Annotated in this window: 15 protein-coding genes; 6 read left to right on the top strand and 9 right to left on the bottom strand. The window is 68.7% G+C overall.

Annotated elements, in window-relative coordinates:
• Positions 1 to 95: 95 nt before the first annotated feature.
• A complete protein-coding gene (locus ACZ6WN_RS00455; RefSeq protein ID WP_465861984.1) occupies positions 96 to 1,178 on the bottom strand; it encodes an inositol-3-phosphate synthase in 1,083 nt (360 codons plus the stop codon).
• 44 nt (positions 1,179 to 1,222) lie between these two features.
• A complete protein-coding gene (locus tag ACZ6WN_RS00450; protein ID WP_465861983.1) occupies positions 1,223 to 1,876 on the bottom strand; it encodes a PadR family transcriptional regulator in 654 nt (217 codons plus the stop codon).
• 559 nt (positions 1,877 to 2,435) lie between these two features.
• Between ACZ6WN_RS00450 and ACZ6WN_RS00445 the strand changes: the two genes are divergently transcribed.
• Both ACZ6WN_RS00445 and ACZ6WN_RS00440 read left to right on the top strand, forming a co-directional pair.
• Positions 2,436 to 4,973: a transglycosylase domain-containing protein gene (locus ACZ6WN_RS00445; protein ID WP_465861982.1), complete on the top strand. Its 2,538-nt coding sequence runs from the start codon at positions 2,436 to 2,438 to the stop codon at positions 4,971 to 4,973.
• A gap of 12 nt (positions 4,974 to 4,985) precedes the next feature.
• Positions 4,986 to 6,422 carry a glycosyltransferase family 87 protein gene (locus ACZ6WN_RS00440; RefSeq protein WP_465861980.1) on the top strand — a complete coding sequence of 479 codons (1,437 nt, stop codon included), beginning with the start codon at positions 4,986 to 4,988 and terminating at the stop codon, positions 6,420 to 6,422.
• Here the strand turns inward: ACZ6WN_RS00440 and ACZ6WN_RS00435 are convergent.
• Together ACZ6WN_RS00435 and ACZ6WN_RS00430 are read right to left on the bottom strand one after the other, a co-directional pair.
• Positions 6,380 to 7,432, bottom strand: a complete 1,053-nt coding sequence (locus ACZ6WN_RS00435) for an alanine racemase (protein ID WP_465861979.1) — start codon at positions 7,430 to 7,432, stop codon at positions 6,380 to 6,382. The genes ACZ6WN_RS00440 and ACZ6WN_RS00435 overlap by 43 nt on opposite strands.
• 7 nt (positions 7,433 to 7,439) lie before the next feature.
• Positions 7,440 to 8,597, bottom strand: coding sequence for a lipid II:glycine glycyltransferase FemX (locus ACZ6WN_RS00430; protein ID WP_465861978.1), 1,158 nt, complete (start codon positions 8,595 to 8,597; stop codon positions 7,440 to 7,442).
• Between the two features lie 290 nt (positions 8,598 to 8,887).
• Here ACZ6WN_RS00430 and ACZ6WN_RS00425 point away from each other — a divergent pair, with 290 nt between their 5' ends.
• From ACZ6WN_RS00425 to ACZ6WN_RS00415, 3 genes are read left to right on the top strand one after another with little or no spacing between them, the layout of a single operon-like run.
• The gene (locus tag ACZ6WN_RS00425) at positions 8,888 to 9,499 is read left to right on the top strand and encodes an RNA polymerase sigma factor (RefSeq protein WP_465861977.1); all 612 of its coding nucleotides are present in this window, start codon (positions 8,888 to 8,890) and stop codon (positions 9,497 to 9,499) included.
• On the top strand, positions 9,499 to 10,011 hold the full coding sequence (locus tag ACZ6WN_RS00420; protein ID WP_465861976.1) for a hypothetical protein: 513 nt from the start codon (positions 9,499 to 9,501) through the stop codon (positions 10,009 to 10,011). The genes ACZ6WN_RS00425 and ACZ6WN_RS00420 overlap by 1 nt, the downstream gene beginning before the upstream one ends.
• 13 nt (positions 10,012 to 10,024) lie before the next feature.
• Positions 10,025 to 11,575, top strand: a complete 1,551-nt coding sequence (locus ACZ6WN_RS00415) for a S8 family peptidase (RefSeq protein WP_465861974.1) — start codon at positions 10,025 to 10,027, stop codon at positions 11,573 to 11,575.
• Positions 11,576 to 11,724: 149 nt separating this feature from the next.
• Here ACZ6WN_RS00415 and ACZ6WN_RS00410 read toward each other — a convergent pair whose 3' ends face one another.
• Positions 11,725 to 12,075 (bottom strand): hypothetical protein, encoded by a 351-nt coding sequence (locus tag ACZ6WN_RS00410; protein ID WP_465861973.1) that lies wholly within the window; start codon positions 12,073 to 12,075, stop codon positions 11,725 to 11,727.
• A 36-nt stretch (positions 12,076 to 12,111) separates the two neighbouring features.
• Between ACZ6WN_RS00410 and ACZ6WN_RS00405 the strand changes: the two genes are divergently transcribed.
• Positions 12,112 to 14,022 carry a CHAT domain-containing protein gene (locus ACZ6WN_RS00405; RefSeq protein WP_465861972.1) on the top strand — a complete coding sequence of 637 codons (1,911 nt, stop codon included), beginning with the start codon at positions 12,112 to 12,114 and terminating at the stop codon, positions 14,020 to 14,022.
• 219 nt (positions 14,023 to 14,241) lie between these two features.
• Here ACZ6WN_RS00405 and ACZ6WN_RS00400 read toward each other — a convergent pair whose 3' ends face one another.
• The 4 genes from ACZ6WN_RS00400 to ACZ6WN_RS00385 all read right to left on the bottom strand — a co-directional run bounded on the left by ACZ6WN_RS00400 (position 14,242) and on the right by ACZ6WN_RS00385 (position 19,278).
• A complete protein-coding gene (locus ACZ6WN_RS00400; RefSeq protein WP_465861971.1) occupies positions 14,242 to 14,862 on the bottom strand; it encodes a DUF5317 family protein in 621 nt (206 codons plus the stop codon).
• A 416-nt stretch (positions 14,863 to 15,278) separates the two neighbouring features.
• Positions 15,279 to 17,336, bottom strand: a complete 2,058-nt coding sequence (locus ACZ6WN_RS00395; RefSeq protein ID WP_465861969.1) for an acyltransferase family protein — start codon at positions 17,334 to 17,336, stop codon at positions 15,279 to 15,281.
• A 102-nt stretch (positions 17,337 to 17,438) separates the two neighbouring features.
• Positions 17,439 to 18,476, bottom strand: coding sequence for an LLM class flavin-dependent oxidoreductase (locus ACZ6WN_RS00390; RefSeq protein WP_465861967.1), 1,038 nt, complete (start codon positions 18,474 to 18,476; stop codon positions 17,439 to 17,441).
• Positions 18,477 to 18,483: 7 nt separating this feature from the next.
• Positions 18,484 to 19,278: a deoxyribonuclease IV gene (locus ACZ6WN_RS00385; protein WP_465861965.1), complete on the bottom strand. Its 795-nt coding sequence runs from the start codon at positions 19,276 to 19,278 to the stop codon at positions 18,484 to 18,486.
• Between the last annotated feature and the right edge of the window lie 19 nt (positions 19,279 to 19,297).

Here is a 19,297-nt window from a genome sequence, read left to right as displayed (position 1 = left end):
ATTACTCGCCGGTATATGGACAGTTCGCTACCGGACTACCCCCCCAGACGCGAGCAGACCGGCCCCGAGAGTCCTCGGGGCCGGTCCGGTTAGGATCACTCGCCGCGGATGAACGCCTCCAGCTGAACGCGACCCTCGGTGTCCTCGATCTGCACCGGCGGGCTCTTCATCAGGTAGGCCGAGGCCGGGATGATCGGGCCGCCGATGCCGCGGTCCTTGGCGATCTTGGCGGCACGGACGGCGTCGATGATGATGCCGGCGGAGTTGGGGGAGTCCCAGACCTCGAGCTTGTACTCCAGGTTGAGCGGGACATCACCGAACGCGCGGCCCTCGAGCCGGACGTACGCCCACTTGCGGTCGTCGAGCCACTGCACGTAGTCGGACGGGCCGATGTGCACGTTGCGGTCGTCGATCTTGTCGGCCAGCTCGCCCTTGAGGTTCGAGGTGACCGCCTGGGTCTTGGAGACCTTCTTGGACTCCAGGCGCTCGCGCTCGAGCATGTTCTTGAAGTCCATGTTGCCGCCGACGTTGAGCTGGTACGTACGGTCCAGCGCGACGCCACGGTCCTCGAACAGCTTGGCCATGACGCGGTGGGTGATGGTGGCACCGACCTGCGACTTGATGTCGTCACCGACGATCGGGACGCCGGCGTCCTCGAACTTCTTGGCCCACTCCGGGTCGGAGGCGATGAAGACCGGCAGCGCGTTGACGAAGGCGACGCCCGCGTCGATCGCGCACTGCGCGTAGAACTTGTCCGCCTCTTCCGAGCCGACGGGAAGGTAGGAGACGAGGACGTCGACCTCCTTCTCACGCAGGATCGAGACGACGTCGACGGGGTCGAGGCCGGACTCGGAGATGGTCTGCCTGTAGTACTTGCCCAGACCGTCGAGCGTGGGGCCACGCTGCACCTCGACACCCTTGAAGGGGACGTCGGCGATCTTGATGGTGTTGTTCTCGGAGGCGTTGATCGCCTCGGAGAGGTCCTTGCCGACCTTCTTGTCGTCGACGTCGAAGGCAGCGACGAACTCGACGTCAGAGACGTGGTAGTCGCCGAACGTGACGTGCATCAGGCCCGGGACGCTTCCCGCCGGGTCGGCGTCCCTGTAGTACTCCACGCCCTGGACCAGGGAGCTGGCACAGTTGCCGACTCCCGCGATTGCTACACGAACCGAACCCATCGGGGCTCCTTCCAATACTCCCGGCCGACTCACCGGCCTGGAGGTCATTTCTCGTTCTCTTGGCTGCTCTGCGCTGTGCGCGAGACGTCCGCTTCGTCGCGTACGCCATCGTCATCCCCCAGATCCCCCCGACCCGCTGCCTGCTCGTCGTTCGCAGGCCTGGGGTTGCGCTCGGCGTCGATCAGCGAGGAGAGCCATCGGACCTCCCGCTCGACCGACTCGACGCCGTGACGCTGAAGCTCGCGGGCGTAGGAGTCGACCTCTTTCTGGGTCATGGCAAGCTCGCGTTGCACCCGGTCGAGCCGCTCCTGGAGGCGGCTGCGACGTCCTTCGAGGACGCGCAGCCGGATCTCCATGTCGGTGCGACCGAAGAACGCGAACCTGATGTCGAAGTTGTCGTCCTCCCAGGCCATCGGACCGACCTCGGACATGAGCTGGGTGAACTCACGCTCTCCGGCAGGCGTCAGCTGGTAGACGATCCGCGGCCGCCGCGTCACCGGCGTCACGGACTGCGCCTCCTCCTCGATGAGGTGCTTGCGCAGCATCTTCTTCAGAGCGGGGTAGAGCGAGCCGTACGACAGCACTCGCCCCCAGCCCAGCATCAGGTTGAGCCGCTTGCGCAGCTCGTAGCCATGCATAGGCGACTCGTGCAGCAGCCCAAGGACTGCCAACTCGATCGTCTCTGCGCGACGTGCCATGCGACCTATCGTACCGATATATCCGTGACGGCAAATAGAGACCTAAGTCTTGTCTGACTACGCCTGAGGTGACCACTTCGATGCAACCGTCACCGAACTGTTGACGTCGGGTGACTCGAGGCACGCTGGGCGTGGATGCGGGAGCGCTAGCGTCGATTGCGTACGCTGATGGCTGCCGTTCACCTACCCGAGGAACCACCCGGGGAAGTCAGGCAAGCGTCGCGCGTCAGGTTGATGGGATTCCCTCGGGGGGATTCAGCGACGTCGGGGGATTGTCAGTGTCAGCCCGTCCGGTCACGTGCCGGGCAGTCACAGGAGCAGTGCAACACCCGTGAGCGACCCATCCGGCGGCTTCTCTCAGAGGCCCAGCCCCCGCAGCGCCAGTCCCCGCAGAGCCGATCTCGGTGGGCAGCAAGGACGACCCCAGGGCGGACCGCGCCCACCGCAGGGTGGTCCGGGTCGCCCGCCGGCACCGCGCCGCCCCCAGGGCGGTCCGCAGGGCGCTCCGCAGGGTCAGCCGCCAGGCGGTCGCCCCCAGCCACGTGGTGGCCAGCGTCCGATGCCTCCCGGCGGACCCCGTCCTGGTCAGCGGCAGCCCTACCCGGGCCCCCGTCGTCCCGGTGAGCCCCCGGTCGACCGTCTCGGCCAACGGCCGGCGCGTCCCGAGCAGGGCGGTCCCGGTCGTCAGAAGCGTGACCCCAAGGCCGCCTTCGGTGCGGCGCTGGACCGGTTCAACGACCCGGAGGTCGACAAGAAGGGCCTGGCGGTCCGGATCGGCAAGGCCGCCGCGATCTTCGCCCTGGTCATGGCGCTGATCGGCAGCGCCGCCGTGATCATCTCCTACAACATGATCTCGGTCCCCAGCGCCAACGCGGCGTTCGAGGCCGAGTCGAGCTTCGTCTACTACGCCGGCGGGAAGAAGGAGGTCGGCCGCTTCCAGGCGGGCGACCAGAACCGTGACGCGCTGACCGTGGACGAGATGCCCGCGCTGGTGAAGGACGCGGCCGTGGCAGCCGAGGACCGCAGCTTCTACGAGAACAACGGCATCGACCTCAAGGGCATCGCGCGCACGCTCTTCTCCAACGCCACCACCGGCAGCCAGGGCGGCGCCTCCACGATCACCCAGCAGTACGTCAAGAACCTGTACCTGACCCAGGAGCGCACCTACACGCGTAAGGTCAAGGAAGCGGTCATCTCGCTCAAGATCAGCCGGCAGAAGTCCAAGGACGAGATCCTCACCGGCTACCTCAACACCGTCTACTTCGGGCGCGGTGCCTACGGCGTCCAGGCCGCGGCCAAGACCTACTTCCGCAAGTCGGCCCAGGATCTCGACATCCGGGAGGCCGCGGCGCTGACCGCGATCCTCAACAACCCGAACGGGTTCGACCCCGAGAAGGCCGGCGCGGACGCCGGTGGCACCGAGCTGCTCGGCCGCTACCAGTACGTCCTCAACGGCATGGGCGACCTGAAGAGCCAGGGCAAGGCGCTCAGCGACTACGACGAGGCCACCCTCGAGAAGGCGAAGGCGGCGCTGCCCAAGTTCCCCAAGCCGAAGGCCGACAGCCGCCTCGGCGGCCAGAAGGGCCACGCGCTCACCCTGGTGAAGAACGAGCTGAAGTCCCTCAAGGACGAGAACGGCAACCCCCTCTTCACGGAGGAGGAGATCGACAGCAAGGGCCTGAAGGTCACCACCACGCTCAGCGCGAAGGCGATGAAGGCCGCGCAGGACGCCGTCACGGAGGTACGTCCTGAGGACAAGAAGGCGGTCAACGCCAAGCACCCGGAGAACGAGCTGCACGTGGGCGCCGCCACGGTCGATGTGAAGACCGGTGCGCTCAAGGGCTTCTACGGTGGCCAGGACTACCTCGACTCCCAGATCAACTGGGCGGCCTCGGGCGGCATGGCCGGTTCGACGATGAAGCCGTTCACCCTCGCCGCGGCTCTCGAGGCGGGCTACTCGCTCAAGGACACCTGGACCGGTGAGGGCGGTTGGGAGATCCCGGGCACCGACCGCGTGGTCCGCAACTCGGGCCAGACTGCGGCGGACCCGACCGGCCATGGCTACGGCGACCACATCACCGGCATCAAGGCGATGGAGGAGTCGGTCAACACCTCGTTCGTCCAGATGTCGACGGCACTGCCCAACGGCAGTAAGGACGTCTACGACATGGCGGTCAAGGCTGGCTTGCCGCCGCAGGCGGATGACGCCGAGGACGCGCCGGCGGACTACCGGTCGATGCCTGCCTTCTCCACGGACTTCTATGCCAAGGACTATCTGATCACCCTGGGCAAGGCACGGACGAGCCCGATCAACATGGCGAATGCTTACGCAACGATCGCCAACGGTGGCGTCCGCAACACTGTTCACGTCGTATCGAAGGTGGTCGACGCCGATGGCGATGTCGTCTACGAATGGGGCCAACGCGACGGCGAAGAGCGGGCGATGACCGAGGACGCCGCCGACGACACCTCGTACGCCCTGCAGCAGGTCGTGAAGGATGGCACCGGAAAGACGGTCGACGTCATCAACCAGCCGGCTGCGGGCAAGACTGGTACGGCGACGAACGACGACGGTGACGTGTCCTCGGCGTGGTTCGCGGGGTACACCCCTCAGCTCGCCACAGCAGTGATGTACGTCCGAGGGAAGGGTGCCGGCAAGCTCGACGGCTGGCTCGACTCCTACTTCGGTGCCGGCTACCCCGCCGAGACGTGGGCCCAGATCATGGGCACGCTGACCGACGACCTCGACCTCGAGGAGTTCCCGGAGCCGGCCTGGATGGACGGCGAGGCGCCGATGGACGGTCACGAGCCGTCGCTGACCACCACCCCGACCCCGACCCCCACGCCGTCCGAGGACTGCTCCAAGAAGGACGAGCGCAAGGGTCTGTGCATCCCGATCGAGAAGCCCACGCCCAGCGAGGAGCCCACCGACGGCGCGACCGACGGCGAACCGGGCGCGACGCAGACCCCGGACGAGCCCGAGGCGACCGACCCGACCGTCACCGAGACCGCCTGTGACTGGTTCGGCGACTGTGAGTCGTCCTCCCCACCGGCCGATGGCAATAATGGTGGCGGCAACGGAGCAACCACCGGATAGGGCACTACTTTCGTGACAGATGGTCCAGTGACCGCCCCGGCGGCGGAGGATCCGGTCGTCAGGACCGCCTCCACCGCCGTGGGCGGTCCTCTCGGGGGACTCGCACACGGCCGACGGCGCTGGTTCAGCGCGGTCGGCCTGTTGCTGCTCCTGACCGCGCTCACGTTCGCGGTCGGGATGGTCTCCAAGCAGACCTGCTACAACGCCACCTGGACCAACGGCGAGTCCAGGTACACCAACTTCTGCTACTCCGACCTGCCCTATCTCTACGTCGACCGCGGCCTCGCCGAGCACGAGTGGCCCTACTCCTCCGATCCCGACGTCCGGGCCCGCTACCCGCAGGTGATGGAGTACCCGGTCGGCATCTCCTACTACGCCTGGGCGACCTCGCACGTCACCGACTGGCTGACCGACACCCCGGACGAGGACGAGCGCCATCTCGTGGAGACCTCCAGCTTCTGGGGCCTGCCGGGCATGCACCACGAGATCAGGGTCTTCATCATCGTCAACGTGATCGGCTTCGCGGTCGCGGCGCTGCTCTCGGCGTGGTTCCTGGCGCGTACGCACCGAAGACGGCCCTGGGACGCGGCCGCCTTCGCGCTCGCCCCGGTGCTGGCGGCGACCGGGATCATCAACTGGGACATGCTGGCCGTGGTCTTCGTGGCCGGTGCGCTGTGGGCGTGGTCGCGTGATCGGCCGCTGCTGACCGGCATCCTCATCGGGCTCGGCTGCGCGACCAAGCTCTACCCGCTCTTCCTGCTCGGCGGGCTCGTGGTGATCTGCATCCGGCGCCGCCGCTACTACGACCTGGCGGTCGCCGCCCTGGCGACGGTCCTCGCCTGGGTGCTCGCCAACCTGCCCGCGATGGCCACCGGCCTGGAGGAGTGGAAGGTCTTCTGGAGCTTCAACTCCGAGCGCGGCCCCGACCTCGGCTCGCTGTGGCTCGTAGCTCAGCAGGCCGGCGACGCGGCGATCTCGGCGCAGACGGTCAACCTCGTCTCCTGGGCCTTCTTCATCGCCTGGTGCAGCGGCGTACTCATCATCGGGCTGACCGCCCGGGAGACGCCGCGGCTGGCGCAGCTCGGCTTCCTGATCGTCGCCGGGTTCCTGCTGGTCAACAAGGTCTATTCACCGCAGTACGTCCTGTGGCTGCTGCCGCTGGCCGTCCTGGCCGTTCCGCGCTGGCGTGACCAGCTCATCTGGCAGGCCGGTGAGCTCTTCTACTTCGTCGCGGTCTGGTGGTACCTGGCCGACATCCTGGCCAGCAGCGGCGGTGACCAGCCGGTCTACTGGTTCGCGATCCTCGCCCGGGTCGCCGCCGAGATCTACCTGGTCGTGGTCGTGGTCCGGGAGATCTACGAGCCGTGGCGCGACCCGGTCCGGTGGACCGAGGCTCGCGCGGAGACTCAGGAGTCCAGGATGATCTCGTCGAACGAGGTCGCGGTGTAGCGCACCCGCACCTCGAGCTCCTCGCCGACCTCCGGCACGCGCGCGCCGGACGGAAGCATGAGCATCGACTCCTGCATGTGCGGCGGCTCGGCGAACCAGAGCGCCTTGCCGTCGAGCGTGTACGGCGAGCGCGACTGCCCCATGGCGTCGAGCCCGCCGCGGGCGACCGCGAGGGCCCGGGAGCGCAGGTGGGTGTCGCCCAGCGGCGCCTCGAGCCCGATCCCGTGGGCGGTGCCGCCGGAGGCGACCACCAGGTGGCCGGCGCGCAGGGCGGTGCGGCCGCGGTAGCCGTAGGAGTAGCCCCGCTCGAGCGGGTGCACGTCCTCGACGGTCGCGGTCACGGTGAGCGCGCCGCGGTCACCGAGCCACAGCGCGGTGCCGACGCGGGGCCGGAAGACGATGTCGCCGTAGGCCGCGCGCAGCTGGGCCAGCTCGTTGGCGCTCAGGTGGGAGACCCACACCGTCTTCGCCTCGGCGCCGACGACCGCGTCCATCTGGGCGCGGACCTCGGCCAGCGAACCGCCGTCGAGACCGAAGTGCATGGTGATGCCCTCGAAGCGGGCGTGCTCCCGGGCGAGGGCGGCGGTCGGCCACAGGTCGCTCGGCGTCATCCCGTGGCGCCGCATCGAGGTGACCAGCTCCAGGATCACCCGCGCGCCGGGCTGGCGCTCGAGCAGCAGCGGCAGGTCCTCGGGGCGGCTGATCGTGTGGATGATCCGGTCGGCGATCTCCGGGTTGATCTCGGGCGAGTAGGGCCGCCACGGGGTGAGGACGTAGATCGATCCGCTGAACCGGGTCGCGACCTCCCACACCTCGTTGTAGGTGCCGACCGCGAGCGTGTCGACGCCGGTGCCGAGGCTGTCGAGCCACTCGGTCTGGTGGGCGAGCTTGCGCAGGGTCAGGCCGTAGCCGTTGCCCTTCGCCACCGGGACCAGGCCAGGGGTCGCCTCGGCGAAGGTCTGGACGTGCTTGCGCCAGCGATCGGCGTCAACGGTCAGTTTCAGCGGCATACGGAGATCAGCGCCTCTTCATGTAGACATCGAAGGCCGTGTAGATCGGCTTGTTCAGCGGCAGGTCCCACTCCCCGGCGTACTCCACCGCCTGGCCACCGGTGCCGACCTTGAACTGGATCAGCCCCACGTGGGAGTCGTCGGTGGAGAGCGTCGGGGTGATGCCGCGTAGGTCGTAGGTGGTCGCGCCGGCGGCCATGGCGTCCTGGATCATCGCCCACTGGAGGGCGTTGGAGCCACGTACGTCTCGCTTCTCGGTCGAGGAGGCACCGTAGGAGTACCAGGCGTGCTGCCCGACGCGGACCATGATCGTGGCGGCGACCAGGTCGCCCTCGTGCCGCGCCAGGAAGAGCTTGATCCGCTCCGGGTCCTCGGTCGACATCGCCCAGAACATGGTGCTGAAGTAGCTGCGCTGCCGAGGAGTGAAGTGGTCGCGCGCGGCGGTGTGGACGTAGAGGTCGTGGAAGGCGCTCAGATCACCCTCGAAGTCGCCGTCCGCCGGGTTGACGGGGGTGGCGACGCTCACCTCGACGCCCATCTTGGCGGCCTTCTTGATGTTGCGGCGCCAGAGCTGGTTCATCCCCTTGAGGACCTCGTCCTCGGACTTCGGGGTGCCGTCCTCGTGAGCGAGCGGGATGACGAAGTTGTACTGCGGCTGCCCCGCTCCGAAGCCGTCCTCGGGGGACTGGAGCCGCCAGCCCGCCGCCCTGAGCTGCGAGACGACGCGCGCGCCGGTGGCGTCGCGATGCGTCGGGGTGAGCTGGTTGAGCCGCTGCACGGTGTCGTCGGCGATGCCGTCCTTGACCTGCGCAGCGCTCCAGGTCGCGGTCGTGACCGGCGGGCCGATGCGGATGCCGAAGGCGCCGTTCTTCTTCAGGTACGTCGCCAGCGGCTCCAGCCACGGAGCGAGGTCGCCCGACCAGTCGATGCTCGGACCTTCCGGCAGATAGGCGAGGGTGAACCGCTCCAGCTTCGGCACCGGCCGGTGCAGCACCAGCGCGGCGCCGACGAGGGCACCGCCCTGGTCGAACCATCCGATCGACTCCGAGCGCCACTCGGTCTTGACCCGGGCCCACGAGGGGGTCTGGAGGAAGCTCACGCTGGGTTGCTTCTCGATGAAGGCGAGATGCTCCGCAGCGGTGATGGGGCGCACGGTGAGACTCACCCGCAGAAGGCTACCCGCTCCGGTGGTAGGGCCGAATCCCGGTGGTCGAGCTCGTCGGGACCACCGTCCGTGAGCGTCCCGCCGCCCCATTGTGGGGACAATCGCGCCGCTACCCGGTGAGTCGGGCGCGCTGAGACGCTATTGTCAGCGACCAGATGTATCACGGCTGGGGCCTGGGCCTCCTTGGAGCCGTGACAGCAACTATGACCACCACGATGACACGCCCGCGTGTCGTCTGGCCCCCCAGCGGCTCGGCGCCGACCCGGAGGCCGCCGGTCGAGGAGGGGACTGTGACACGGGTACGACGCGGGGTCGGTCATGCCGACGCACCCGCCACCGTGTGGTCCCGGGCCACCGCCGACTTCGACCGCTGGCTGAGCGGTGACTCCGCCGCCCTCGACGAGCTGGTCGCGACGATGACCCCGGTCCTGTGGCAGGTCGCCCGCTCCTACCGGCTCACCCCGGAACAGGCCGAGGACGTCGTCCAGAACACCTGGCTCACCTTCGTGCGCAAGCACTCCTCGATTCTCGACACCGCAGCCGTCGGTGCCTGGCTCACCCTCACCACACGCCGCGAGGCCTGGCGGGTCGCGAAGCGGTCCGGTCGTGACGTACCCGTGGAGGACGAGGCGCTCGAGTCCCGCGTGCCGACACAGCGCTCGGCCGAGTCCCAGGTCGTCGAGGGCGACCGCAACTCGCTCATCTGGGCGGCCGTGGAGTCGCTGCCGGAACGGTGCCGGCGGCTGCTGCGCGTGATCGCCTTCTCCGACCGGCCCGACTACGCCGGCCTCGCCGAAGAGCTCCAGATGCCCATCGGCAGCATCGGTCCCACCCGCGGCCGCTGTCTCGGGAAGCTGCGGGACGCACTCCGTGCTCAGCTCGGTGAAGGGGAGGTGTCGTGATGGGTCGCTCGGAGGAGCCCACTCGCGAGGAGCTGTTGGGCCTGGTTCGACAGGCGTACGTCGCCGGTGATCCGGTCCCTGGCGGCCTGATCTCCCGGATGCAGGCGGCCGCCGCCGGCGCCGCCGAGGAGTCCGGCCTCGGGCTCGACCTGGAGCTGATGCTCCTGGTGGAGTCCTCGTCCGGTGCCGAGGTTGCCGGTGTCCGCTCCGCGGCTCCCGCCTCCGCCCGCTCCGCCTACACCCTGCGCTTCGCGCAGTCCGGCGTCGACGTCCTTGTCCGTGTCGCGTCCGACACCGACACCACGGCCCGCCTCGACGGCTGGGTCGTCCCCGGTTCACCCATGACCGTCCGCGCCATCCGCGCCGACGAAGTCCGTACGCCGATCGTCGCCGTCACCCTCGGCGCCTCGGGCCGCTTCGAGCTCACCTCGTTGCCTGCCGGTCTCATCCGGCTCCGCTTCGAGCCCGCCGACGGCTCCGCCGCCTTCCTGACCCCCACGTTCGAGATCTGATCCAGGAGTAACGATGGTCCACCGCCCCACCCGGAGAGAGCGCGAGCCGCTCCTGTCGGTCGCCTACGGCTCCACCGAGGCCCGCGTCCTCGACCCGACCAACGCTGTCGCCGTCGACGGGGTCAACGCACGTTCCACGATCTACTCGTCCTCAGTCCTGCTGATCTCCAAGTCGGTCGACTTCGAGGACACCTTCAAGCGCATCGAGAAGGCTGCCAAGGGTCTTGGCTGGCGCGCGCTCGCCGAGGACGAGCCCGAGTGCGCCGTCGATCTCCGGTTCGGCGTACGTCGCGTGCGGCTCGGCGTGCGTCCGGGCAAGGCATCTCAGGCTCCTGATGCGTGGACGGTTCTGCAGTACTTGCGCGCCGAGGGCCCCGAAAATGTACGCGGTGTCAGCCTCGAGCACGTCTTGGTGCCGGTGCCACACAATCAGCCGGATCCGCACAATCAGCCTGACCCCCACAACCAGCCGGATCCGCACAATCAGCCCGACCCCCACAACCAGCCCGATCCCCACAACCAGGCAGACGGCCGAACCGGATACGACCCCCTGGGAACCGGCGGACGACAGCCGGTTGCCTTCGTCGGTGCGCGGCCCCATCGACGCTCCGATCAGGAACTGGGGGACCGGGCCCGACCGGTAGTTGCGATCCTGGACACCGGATGCGGCCAGCACCCATGGCTCGACTTCGTCGAGCGCGACGTACGCCTCGACAACCACCAGGTCGGTTGGGGGAGCAACGTCCCGAACTCGGAGGTCGACGGAGATCAGGTGGGTCGTCTCGATGGGTTGATCGACCCCGTGGCTGGCCATGGCACCTTCATCGCCGGCCTCGTACACCAGGCGTGCCCAGATGCGGACATCTATTCATGGCGAATCGTTCCGCCGGACGGCCCGGTGACTGAGACGGACTGGATCACGGCCCTCGCACAGATCGCGGAGCTCGTCCGCCTCTACAGGGACGGTGATCCCCGCGGACGGCGAATCGACGTGCTCAGTCTGTCGATCAGCTACTACCACGAGACGCCGGCCGACGAACTGTTCGATGGGACGCTGTATGACATCCTGGCGGACCTCTCGGCGAACGGAACGGTCGTGGTCTGCGGGGCAGGGAACGACGCCACCTCCCGTCCTGCCTTCCCAGCAGCATTCGCCCCGTGGACCGATGGCCAGGGCCCAGTGCCCGTGCGGCCAGGTGAATTGCCGATCGTCTCGGTAGGAGCGCTGAATCCCAACGGCACGGACGCGATCTTCAGCAATGCCGGACCGTGGGTGCGCGCACACGAAGTAGGCGCCGGCGTAGTGAGTACCTTCCCGGCTGTGTTCAATGGCGGGTACCAGGCGACGCAGGCGACCGAATTCATGGGACGCCGCCGGTCGAGCCTTGATCCAGACGACTTCAGCAGTGGGTTCGGCCTGTGGAGCGGGACATCGTTCGCCGCGCCGTTGATGGCCGGACGTATCGCCCAACACATCTTCGGAAACGGGTCGCCGGGTTCCACCGAGGACGACGTGAAGCGCGCTTGGGCCGCACTCGAAGAGCTGACGAGCCTGAGGCGCTGATCGTGATGCCGCGGGGGGACGAGCCGCCCGAGGAGCTACATCGTCTCGGGGTGGCCGCGCTCAACGCCGGCGACTTCACAGAAGCGCATGAACTGCTCCGACGGGCGCAAGCGCTCGCCCAAAATCCAGACCTCATGGCGCGGATCGAGTCATCCATGGCGTTTCTTGCCGCGGACGAGTCGGATCTCGATCATGCCCTGGACCGCCTTGATCGTGCGTTGGGCGGAGCCGGACTGGCCCTCGCGACTCGTGGCGCCCTGCTGCAGCAACGTGCGACGCTGCTCAGACGAGCGGGGCGTGCCAGTGATGCCCTGGAGACGTTTGGGCAAGCGATCGATGCTCTCCAAGGACAGCCGGCCAAGCTCGCCAAAGCACACAACAACCGCGGAACCGTATACCTCGACCAGCACGAACCGGCCCTCGCTGCGCGCGAGTTCGAGTTGGCGGCGATCGGCTACCGCGAGGCCGACGATGAGGTATCCGCAGCACAGTCGGATCACAACCGGGCGTATGCGTTCTTCCTGGCCGGGGATTTGGTGGGGGCTCTCGCGCTGATGGAGTCGTGCTATGACGTGCAGGCCGCGGCGGGACCGCTCCTGAAAGCCGTGTGCGACGCCGACCGGGCCGAGGTGCTGATGGCGGCTGGCCTGACCCGGCAGGGCGGGGAGATGCTGCGGCAGGCGGCCGAGGCGTACGGATCGAAGAAGCAGCGCCAGCGGCAGGGGGAAGCCGAGTTGGCGCTGGCGTCGCACCTGCTCGCGACCGACCCGGCCGAGGCGGAGCGGATGGCGCGCTCGGCGCTGGTGTGGTTCGAGGAGGCGAGGGCGACGGGGCTGGCGCTGCGAGCACGGGCGGTCGCGTTCGAGGCAGCGGTGACGGCGCGCGTCGATCCGAGCGAGGATGGCGAAGCGTTGGCCGGCCCGCTCGAGGAGCAAGGCCTGAGCTGGCCGGCTCTCCGGGTACGTATGCAGGCCCGACTGGCGCGCATTCGTTCGGCGGAGGACGCCGGCTTGCCGGCAAGACCAGCGAGCGGACGTGTCATCGGTCCGGTCCCGTCTGAGGCACCCATCGACATCCGCCTGCTGGAGCGCGAGCTTCGCGCCGAGCTGGCAGTGGCCGCGGGGCGCGCCGTGGCTGGGCTACGCGAGCTCCGGTCGGGGCTCGACGACTTCCATCTGTGGCAGAGCTCGTTCGGCAGTCTGGACCTGCAGACCAATGTCTCCGGCCACGGTCGCACCCTGGCGAGGCGCGGCCTGGAGCTGGCCGTCGAGTCGGGCGAGACCGACGTGCTCTTCGAGTGGTCGGAGCGATCTCGGATGCTGGCGTCACGGGTCCAGCCGGTGCGACCACCATCCGATCCGGACCTCGCCGCCGACCTGGCGGAGCTCCGCGGTGAGGTGACCCCGGAGCGCGAGGCCGAGCTGCGTGAGCAGATCCGCCAGCGGGCCTGGCGAGTGAAGGGATCGGGCCAGGTCTCTGATCCGATCTCCCTGCCTGAGCTGCGTGAACGCATCGGTGACCATGCGCTGGTCGCCTATGTCGTGGCAGCCGGCCGCCTGGTCGCCGTGATCGCGACCAGCGATACCGCCACCCGGATCGACCTCGGCGATCAGGCCGCGCTCCGCTCACTCCTGGGCGGCCTGCTGCCGGATCTCGACGTCGCCGCGACCCATCTTCCGGGCCCCCTGGGTGTGGCGGTACGCAGCGACCTGACCGTCCGGCTCCAGCAGCTCTCCGATCTCCTCGTCGCTCCGATCCTCGAGCGGATCGGCGACCGCCCGGTCGTCCTGACTCCGTCCGCCGTGCTGGCGGCGGTGCCGTGGACGCTGCTGTCGGGATTCACCGGCCGACCGGTGACGGTCGCCCAGAGCGCCACCGCCTGGCTGAGCCGCGCCGACACTCCGCTGCGCACGGCGGCTGCCGGGTTCGTCGCCGGTCCACGAGTCATGCGTGCCGCCGATGAGGTGGCCAAGAGCGCCACCGCCTGGTCGGGGGCACACCTGCTCACCGGCAGCGACGCCACCGCGGCAGCAGTGTCCGCCCTGGCCGCCGAGGTCGACGTACTCCATCTGGCCGCCCACGGCCACCACTCCGCCGACAATCCGCTCTTCTCCGGCCTCGAGCTAGCCGACGGCACCTGGTACGGCTACGACATCGACGGCCTCTCCGCCGTCCCCGACGTCGTGCTCCTCTCTGCCTGTGAGGTCGGACGATCGACGATCCGCTGGGGCGAGGAGCTGATCGGGCTCGTCGGCGCCTGGCTCCACGCCGGCGCCCGCGCCGTGATCGCCTCGCCTGCCGTGGTCGCCGACGAAGCTGCGTACGAGGTGTTCAGCCGTCTCCACGGCGCTCTCGCGAAGGGCCTGGCCCCGGCCGAGGCCCTCGCCGAGTCTCTCCCGGCCGCAACCACCGACGCTCCGCCGGCGCCCTTCGTCTGCTTCTCGTAAGTCGACCCTCCGAGAAGCGGTCCGGGCGGGCGACGACCCTATTGACCCCCGCCCGCCCGATTCGTTGCCCTAGTTGGGCTCGTTGTGTGGGGCTGCGAGGGCGTAGATCGCCAGTGCGGTGGGCACGATCGTGGCGCCTGCGAGGTACACGCGTGCCTTGAGGTCGTCGAACTTCATTGGTTCCTCCTATCGTGGGGTAGAGACGGAGCTCGGTGTGGATCACACCGACGGCTGGACGGACCCGTCCCCGGCGTGGGCTGGTTCTGAAACTGCGTCGGCGCGGGGCAGGGAACAGGCCACGATCAAGAGAACGAGGCCAGAGATCAGAAAGAGGTCACCGATGCTCAAGACCTTCATCAGCACGGGGATCGGGATCAGGTCTGCGAGCGGCGTCCAGAGCGGTGAGACATCCTCGAGACGGATATAGCCGGGGGCGTCGGTGACCAGATCCGCTTCGGAATAACCCGCGATGCGCGCACCGGAAATGCTGTACGGCATCGCCCCGAGCACCGCGATCGGGATCGCGTTGGATGCTGCTCCAAGCGGGATGAGCGACAAGGACCAACGACCCGTTGCCCGATCCCCCAACGTTCGGTTCAGCCAGGAGAACGTCAGTGCGACTGCAATGATGAAGACCGCGTAGATACGCCGCTCGGTGCCCTCCGGCACCTGCTCTGGCCACCAACCGCGGTAATGCACGAACTGAAGTGCAGCGGCGATGGCGATCAGCCACGTGCCGCGGATTCTTTTCAGCGACAGCGCGACGTTCGGACGGGCGACGATGATGAGGCCGATGACCGCGGGCAGCACCATCAGCGTGAGCATTCCTGGGCCGGGCATGCGAAGGAGCGTAATGGCGTCCTGCCGCACCAGTGAGGGGAACGAGGCAACTCGTCCCGAACCGTCCGGCAGGAAAATCTTGAGGACCGTGTATCAGGTGGTCCGATGCCAACTCCTTGGTGCTGTCCGGCCCGAGATTCGGGGGAATTCGGTTCGGACGCTGGTGCCGCCGCCTTGGGGGAGGCGGCGGTTTCGGGGCCGCAGCGCGGGTTGGGCACGAGGGGGATGCCCAACCCGCGTCGGACTCAGGCCCAACGGGCCCGACAGGGCGACCGTCGCTGACGCTCGGCCGGGACGCCGGGACGCCGGGCCGAGCGGGGCGGTGAGGGGACGGACTGCCCCGCCCGGCAACCTTCAATTCTTCCGCGCCGGAAGCGCCACGGCAATGGCCGACAGGCGCAGAACTGGAATGTGTTCTAGGCGGAACGGTCCAGACGGCCGAGGCGCTTGCCGAGCGCGGGGGTGACCCGGTCGACCCAGGTCGCGGTGATGTGGGAGTCGTCGTAGTAGGTGACGACGTCGCCGACGACGAGCGGGCAGCGTTCGGTGCAGACGAGGTCGACGATGTCGACGTACGTCGCAGCGGTGCCCTCGAGCGCCTCCTGGGTCACCTCGTTGGAGTCGACCTCGGTGCCGTCGGCCTTCACCACGCAGTCCTCGAGGAGGTTGCGGGCGTCGGAGAGGCAGTCGCCGGGGTCGTTGTCGACGGACGGGACGTCGGCGAAGACGCGTACGTCCGGGGTGATCTTCTCGAAGGCGCTGACGCCGTGGCGTACGCCCTCACGCCACTGCTCCTCGGTGGAGATGCCGTCGCGCTCCTCCATGTCGAGCATGCCGCGGGCGCCGACGACGATCGTGTCCGGCTTGAGCTTGGTGATCTGCTCGTTGGTCCACTTCCGGAAGTCCTCGCACTCCTCGACGGTCATCTTCGAGGACTTCTGCTTCACGCCGTACGCGGCGCAACCGAGCTTCACGAACGGGACCAGCTTCACGCGCTGGCGCTCGGCGAGGGTGTCGAGGGCGGGCAGCCACATCCCGATGTGGGAGTCGCCGACGACGGCGACGGTGCGATCGGCCTTGCCGTCGCCGTAGACGCAGTCGCCGTCGAGCTTCGTCTCGCCGTAGCCCGCGTAGCAGTAGCCGCCGCGCTCGGCCCATGAGTCGGAGGCGTCGAACTCGACCTCGGGCGGCAGCGGAGCACCCTCTTCGGCGGCCTTGACGGTGGTCTTCAGTACGCCGGTGACCGGCTTGTCGTCGGTCTCGAGGACGTCGGGGTTCTCCTGGAACCACTCCTCGGCGTTGGCCTTGGCGACATCGACCTGATAGCCGGCGTACGCCTGCGAGCTCGTGCCCGCGACCAGGGCGAGGGCAGCGGCGGCGGGCCAGAGGGCGAGCGCGCGTCGGCCCTTGGTGAGGTGCGGGATCCGGTGGCGCTGGAACGGCATCTCGATCCAGTGGTAGCTCGCCGCGGAGGCGGCCAGGATGAGCGCCAGCATGATCAGCAGTTGGCGCACGCCGCCGCCGGGGATCGCCTCGGGGGCGAGGATCAGGATCGGCCAGTGCCACAGGTAGAGGCTGAACGAGATGTCACCCAGGTAGCGCAGCGGCTGCTTCGAGAGCAGCCAGCCGGTCGGGGTGGCAGGGCCGGCGATCAGGAGCGCGACCGTGGCGAGCACCGGGACGAGGGCGTGCCAGCCCGGGAAGTGGGTCGCCTCGCTGAAGTTGGCGGTGGCGTAGACGAGCGTGCCGACGCCGGCGACACCGAAGGCCGCTGCGGCGACGCGTCCGCGCGTGGTCGAGGTCGTCGCGACCTGCAGGCGCCCCGCGAGGCAGGCCAGCAGGGCGCCGGCGGCGAGCTCGAAGGCGCGGGCGGGGGTGGAGAAGTAGGCCGTGGTCGGGTCGGCGGCGGTCGCGTGCAGCGACCAGGCGAAGCTGAGGACCGCGACGAGGGCGGCGAGCGCGGTGATCGCGCGCCGGCGGTGGTGCTTCGGGATCCAGAGCGCCACGGCGAGCACCAGCAGCGGCCACACGACGTAGAACTGCTCCTCGACGGAGAGCGACCAGTAGTGCTGGAACGGCGACGGTGCGGCGCTGTGGAAGTAGTCGACGGCCTCCTTGGCGAAGTGGACGTTGGCCAGGAAGACCGCCGCCCACCCTGCGTCGCCCGCGATCTGGTCGGTGCGCGTCTGCGGCAGGACGATCGCGCTGTAGGTGAGTACGACCAGCATCGTCGCGGTCGCCGCCGGCAGGATCCGGCGGGCCCGGCGGGCGTAGAACTGGCTGATGCTGACCCTTCCGCTGCGGTCGGTCTCACGCAGCAGCAGAGTGGTGATCAGGAACCCGGACAGGACGAAGAAGACGTCGACTCCGACGAATCCACCTTCGAACCCGGAGAGTCCCGCATGTCCTGCGATCACCAGACCGACAGCGACGGCACGGAGACCCTGAATATCGGCGCGCCAGTTCGAACTCATTCGAAGGAGAATATGTCAATGGCCCTGTTGGGTCATAGTCGACGGTCCCGCTGGGTGGTCCTTCTCGCCGATTCTTCAGGGACCTCTCAGCAAACCCTTGTCTCAGCGACCGCGTGATCCCGGCGTCCAGCCGAGCATCGGGCCCAGCCTGGTCGCCATGTCGGTGAGGATCTGCACATAGTCCTCGTGGGCGAACGTGAACGGCAGCGCGAAGGCGACCTCGTCGACCGCCTGGAAGCCCGCGTGGTCGCCGAGCTTCTCTGCCAGCTGCTCGCTGCTTCCGACCAGGTCAGGGGCGAAATAGGCGCGCTTGTGCGGGCCGAGCTGCTGCGGCTCGCGGGTGCGGGGCAGCCGGGCCGCGGCGTACGCCTCGTACTTCTGCTTCTGCTCCGGCGTGGCCGAGTCGGTGGGGATGACGACGAGGCCCTGGGAGACGCGGGCGGCCTCACCGGCGGGGTGCAGCGAGCGGAAGAGGTCGATCTGGGCGCGCTGGATGTGGGCGAAATCGTCGCCCTCGGCGTCGATGACGCTCGAGGTGAGCAGGTTGAGACCGTGCTCGGCGGCCCAGGTGACGCTGCGGGTGGAGCCGCCGCCGTACCAGACCCGTTCGCGCAGGCCCGGGGACTGCGGCTGGATGCTCCGGGAGAACGTCTCGATGCCGCGGGTGCCCTCGAACGACGAGACCGGCTTGCCCTCGAGGTTGTGGAGGAGCCGCTCGACGCGGGTGTAGGAGAAGTCCTCGACGTCGTGGGTGTCGGGGTAGAGGTGTTCCTTGAACGAGTCATAGTTCATCGGCGGCCCGACGCTCACGCCCGGGTTGATCCGGCCGCCGCTGCCGCGGTCGGAGAGTACGTCGACGGTGCCGAGGTCTTCGGCGAGGCGGAACGGGTTCTCCAGACCGAGCGGCGTGACCGCCGTGCCGAGCTCGATCCGCGAGGTGCGCTGAGTGGCCGCGGCCATCACCGCGATCGGGGACGAGATGCCGTGCTGCAGGTGTCGGTGGCGGAGCCAGGCCGAGTCGAAGCCGAGCTCCTCGCCCAGCTCGATGATCTGCAGGGTCTCCTCGTGGCCGGCGGCCGGGGCGGCGGGATCGAAGAGCCCGATCGTGAGGAAACCGAGCCTGCGGAGGCGTCGCGTCATGTCGTGATCAGAGCCGCTCGCGCAGCCAGGCGAAGTCGCTCGTGTGCTCCGCGGCACCGCCCGGGGTCTCGCAGATCACCGGGGCGCCGGCGTCGCGGACCACACCCGCGAGGAGGTCGGGGTCGATGCGGCCGGCACCGAAGTTGGCGTGGCGGTCGGCTCCGGAGTCGAACTCGTCGCGGGAGTCGTTGCAGTGGACCAGGTCGATGCGGCCGGTGATCTTGCGGACGTCCTCCACCACCGTCTCGAGCGGGTTGCCGCCGGCGTGGGCGTGGCAGGTGTCGAGGCAGAAGCCGACGTCGTCGGCACCTTCGGCGGTGGAGATGGCCTCCCAGACCCCGGCGATCCGGTCGAGGTAGCGCGCCATCGCGTTGTCGCCGCCCGCGGTGTTCTCGATCAGGAGCGGCACCTTGATGTCGGTCGCCTCGATCGCCTTGCGCCAGTTGTCGAAGCCCTTCGCCGGGTCGTCGTCCTTGTTGACGTGGCCGCCGTGGACGATCAGGCCCTTGGCGCCGACCTCGGCCGCGGTGTCCATGTGCTGCTGGAGAAGCTTGCGGCTCGGGATCCGGATCCGGTTGTTCGTCGTGGCGACGTTGATGATGTAGGGCGCGTGGACGTAGAGATCGACGCCGGCTTCCTCCGCGCGGGCCTTGAGAGCGGCGGCGCCCTCGGCGTACGTCACCACCGGGCCCTTGTAGGACTGCGGGTCGCCGAGGAAGAACTGCACCAGGCTCGCGCCGCGCGCGGTCGCCTCGGCAACGGGGTCGGTCTGGTCTACGTGGGCACCGATCGCAACAGCCATGGGGCCAGTCTAGGACGCG

The sequence above is a fragment of the Nocardioides sp. NPDC054178 genome, from assembly GCF_055585005.1.
The sequence above is the reverse complement of the archived record's forward strand: the minus strand, read 5'-3'. Positions and strand labels throughout refer to the sequence as shown.